Genomic DNA, 1,187 nt, shown 5'->3' on the forward strand with positions numbered 1-1,187 from the left:
GGCGAGTCAGAAACCGTATGGATAGGCGAAGGACATGCGAAAGGTCCGGCGTAGAGGGTAAGACCCCCGTAGCTGAAATCTGTACGGCTTGCTTGCTCATCTCCCAAGTAGCACGGGGCCCGAGAAATCCCGTGTGAATCTGGCGGGACCACCCGCTAAGCCTAAATATTCCCTGGTGACCGATAGCGGATAGTACCGTGAGGGAATGGTGAAAAGTACCGCGGGAGCGGAGTGAAATAGTACCTGAAACCGTGTGCCTACAAGCCGTGGGAGCGTCGGGATCTTCGGATCCTCGTGACTGCGTGCCTTTTGAAGAATGAGCCTGCGAGTTAGCGGTGTGTAGCGAGGTTAACCCGTGTGGGGAAGCCGTAGCGAAAGCGAGTCCGAACAGGGCGATTGAGTTGCACGCTCTAGACCCGAAGCGGAGTGATCTAGCCATGGGCAGGTTGAAGCGGAGGTAAGACTTCGTGGAGGACCGAACCCACCAGGGTTGAAAACCTGGGGGATGACCTGTGGTTAGGGGTGAAAGGCCAATCAAACTCCGTGATAGCTGGTTCTCCCCGAAATGCATTTAGGTGCAGCGTCGTGTGTTTCTTGCCGGAGGTAGAGCACTGGATAGGCGATGGGCCCTACCGGGTTACTGACCTTAGCCAAACTCCGAATGCCGGTAAGTGAGAGCACGGCAGTGAGACTGTGGGGGATAAGCTCCATGGTCGAGAGGGAAACAGCCCAGAGCATCGACTAAGGCCCCTAAGCGTACGCTAAGTGGGAAAGGATGTGGAGTCGCAGAGACAACCAGGAGGTTGGCTTAGAAGCAGCCACCCTTGAAAGAGTGCGTAATAGCTCACTGGTCAAGTGATTCCGCGCCGACAATGTAGCGGGGCTCAAGCGTACCGCCGAAGTCGTGTCATTGCAGCAATACTCCCAACGGAGGCTGTGATGGGTAGGGGAGCGTCGTGTGCCGGGTGAAGCAGCAGCGGAAGCTAGTTGTGGACGGTTCACGAGTGAGAATGCAGGCATGAGTAGCGATACACACGTGAGAAACGTGTGCGCCGATTGACTAAGGGTTCCTGGGTCAAGCTGATCTGCCCAGGGTAAGTCGGGACCTAAGGCGAGGCCGACAGGCGTAGTCGATGGACAACCGGTTGATATTCCGGTACCCGCTTTGAAACGCCCAATATCGAATC

General features: G+C 56.3%; 1 rRNA gene. It reads left to right on the forward strand.

The features are described 5' to 3' along the window. Positions 1 to 1,187, forward strand: a 23S ribosomal RNA gene (locus ABZ128_RS35535); the annotation flags it as partial.

Origin of the sequence: Streptomyces sp. NPDC006326 (assembly GCF_040612915.1) — a bacterium.
In the GTDB taxonomy this organism is placed as follows: Bacteria; Actinomycetota; Actinomycetes; order Streptomycetales; family Streptomycetaceae; genus Streptomyces.